This is a genomic window from Massilia phosphatilytica (genome assembly GCF_977014125.1).
This window is the reverse complement of sequence record NZ_CDRNIL010000017.1, coordinates 1-2079: the sequence shown is the minus strand read 5'-3', so window position 1 is coordinate 2079 and position 2079 is coordinate 1. Positions and strand designations below refer to the sequence as shown.

Here is a 2079-nt window from a genome sequence, read left to right as displayed (position 1 = left end):
TTGGACCGCGGTGAGGATGTGCTGCACCAGTTCCGCTGACGCGCAAGTCATCGGGCCATGACAGTGCAATCGAACGTCGCGCGCATTCGGAAGTTGGACAGCAATGTGGAGCGTACTTGCCGAGCGGGTCGGCGAGCAGTTGCTGGTCGATGGCCTTGATCTGGACAGGTGCGGCACGGGCAACTGGACGCCCTCCTCCTGCCCGCCGTTGCACGCGTCATCGAACAAGATGGACATGTGCTGGCCGTTCCGCTCGGTGTGCACCGCCTCAATACACTGATCTACAACCGCAGGGTTTTCGACCGTCTGCGCCTCACGCCGCCGCGCACCTGGGACCAGTTCGAGAGCATGGCGCCGCGCCTCGAGCGCGCCGGCGTCGTGCCGCTGTCGCAAAGCAGCGAGCCGTGGCAGATTGCCGTCCTCTTCGAAAACCTTGTGCTGGCCGACCTCGGTGTCGCCTTTCATCGGCAGATCTTCCTCGACCTCGACGAAAGCGCATTCACCGATCCCCTCCTTGGTCGCGTGCTGCAGCGTCTGCGCCGCCTGAAGCGCTGGATGCGCCACCAGACCGGGGAGGATGACTGGGTCAACGTCGCGCGCCAACTCGGCGATGGCCACGCGGCCATGCTGGTCGGTGGCGATTGGGTCAAGGCAGAGCTGAATGCCGCCGGGTTGGCCACCGATGTGGCGTTCGGATGTGCGGCGGCGCCGGGACGGCCAATGTACACCTGTACGACCTCGACGCGCTGGCAATGCTGCGCTCGCGCCATGTACCTGTAGAAGCGCAACGTCGGCTCGCGGCAATCGCAATGTCGACCGACGTGCAGGACCGTTATAACCGGGCCAAAGGTTCCGTTCCAGTCATCCGCCGGCCAGGACTTGGCACAATGGATAGCTGCGCGCGCGAATCGTGGACCCTGCTGGCCCGGCCGGGTGCGGTGCTCGTGCCCGGCATTGTCGTCGGCATGTCGGGCGATGAATCCATGCGCAACGCCCTGGTCAGCGAGCTGCACAGGTTCTTCTCCGACGACCGCATCGACGTCCTCGACACCCAACAGCGGCTGGCGATTGCCGGCCGTGCCATCAAGAGAACCCGCCAGCCATGAAACGCAAGATACTTGTCGTCGACGACGATCAGAAAATCGGAGCGCTGCTCAAGACCTACCTCGAGAAAAACCAGTACGACGTTATCCTGGCGGAGGACGGCGCGAGTTTTCGCGATGTCTTCGAACGCGACCCGGACGCGCTATCGCTGATCATCCTCGATGTCATGCTGCCCGATACCGACGGCTTCGCACTGTGCCGGCTGGTTCGTCAGCGCTCCAACGTTCCCGTCATCATGCTGACGGCAAGTGCCGAGGAAACCGACCGGATCGTCGGCCTGGAACTCGGTGCCGACGATTACATTGGCAAGCCTTGTAGCCCACGCGAGCTGCTGGCCCGCATCAAGGCCATACACCGGAGGACCGGCATCGACGCCGCCTGCGCGCCCCGCTTCCACCGCTTTGCCGGATATACGCTCGATGTGATCGAGCGCACGCTGCGCGACCCCGGCGACGAACTCGTGCCGCTGAGCGGCCTCGATTTTCAGCTACTGAAATGCTTTGTCGAGCGGCCTGGCGATATTTTCGAACGCGGCCAACTGCACGAAACGACACGTGGCCGCGATGCCGGTCCCTACGACCGCTCGCTCGACGTCCAGATCAGCCGGTTGCGTGCGCGCCTGAACGACGACGGCCGCGAAACGCCCTTGATCAAGACGGTACGTGGCGTGGGTTACGTATTCTCGGCCGAAGTGCGCAGCGCCCATGTCTAGCGCGGGGCAACAAGGACGGCTTGGCGCCATGCTGCCCAGGACGCTACTGGGCAGGCTTTCGGCGGCGCTGGTCGTCGCCATCCTGCTGAGCCAGTTCATTGGCAACCTGATCTGGATAACGCAGAGCCGGGCCAAGGCCGAACTGGAGACCACGGCCGCTGCACGGTCGGTCGCGCACAGCGCGGCCGGCGCGATCCGCTTCTTCATGAGCCTGCCGGCGGTCCAGCGTTGATCTTGGCGGCGGTCGCCGGAAAGCTGGGTGC

5 protein-coding genes are annotated in these 2079 nt (G+C 64.4%); 4 read left to right on the top strand and 1 reads right to left on the bottom strand.

Going from position 1 to position 2079, the window contains the following annotated elements:
* On the bottom strand, positions 1 to 237 hold a 237-nt coding region (locus ACWNCF_RS00630; RefSeq protein ID WP_449405661.1), incomplete at its 3' end, for a hypothetical protein.
* Here ACWNCF_RS00630 and ACWNCF_RS00625 point away from each other — a divergent pair.
* The 4 genes from ACWNCF_RS00625 to ACWNCF_RS00610 are packed head-to-tail and all read left to right on the top strand — an operon-like array spanning position 238 to position 2048.
* Positions 238 to 780, top strand: coding sequence for an extracellular solute-binding protein (locus ACWNCF_RS00625; RefSeq protein WP_449405660.1), 543 nt, complete (start codon positions 238 to 240; stop codon positions 778 to 780).
* Positions 753 to 1106 (top strand): hypothetical protein, encoded by a 354-nt coding sequence (locus ACWNCF_RS00620; RefSeq protein ID WP_449405659.1) that lies wholly within the window; start codon positions 753 to 755, stop codon positions 1104 to 1106. Before ACWNCF_RS00625 ends, ACWNCF_RS00620 begins: the two co-directional genes overlap by 28 nt.
* A complete protein-coding gene (locus ACWNCF_RS00615) occupies positions 1103 to 1816 on the top strand; it encodes a response regulator (protein WP_449405658.1) in 714 nt (237 codons plus the stop codon). Before ACWNCF_RS00620 ends, ACWNCF_RS00615 begins: the two co-directional genes overlap by 4 nt.
* Before the next feature lie 28 nt (positions 1817 to 1844).
* Positions 1845 to 2048: a hypothetical protein gene (locus ACWNCF_RS00610; RefSeq protein ID WP_449405657.1), complete on the top strand. Its 204-nt coding sequence runs from the start codon at positions 1845 to 1847 to the stop codon at positions 2046 to 2048.
* The last annotated feature ends 31 nt before the right edge of the window (positions 2049 to 2079 follow it).

What these genes read in the sequence shown, in the direction of transcription:
- ACWNCF_RS00615 (WP_449405658.1), top strand. Translation starts at nt 1,103, where the DNA reads ATGAAACGCAAGATACTTGTCGTCGACGACGATCAGAAAATCGGAGCG.
- ACWNCF_RS00620 (WP_449405659.1), top strand. Translation starts at nt 753, where the DNA reads ATGCTGCGCTCGCGCCATGTACCTGTAGAAGCGCAACGTCGGCTCGCG.
- ACWNCF_RS00610 (WP_449405657.1), top strand. Translation starts at nt 1,845, where the DNA reads ATGCTGCCCAGGACGCTACTGGGCAGGCTTTCGGCGGCGCTGGTCGTC.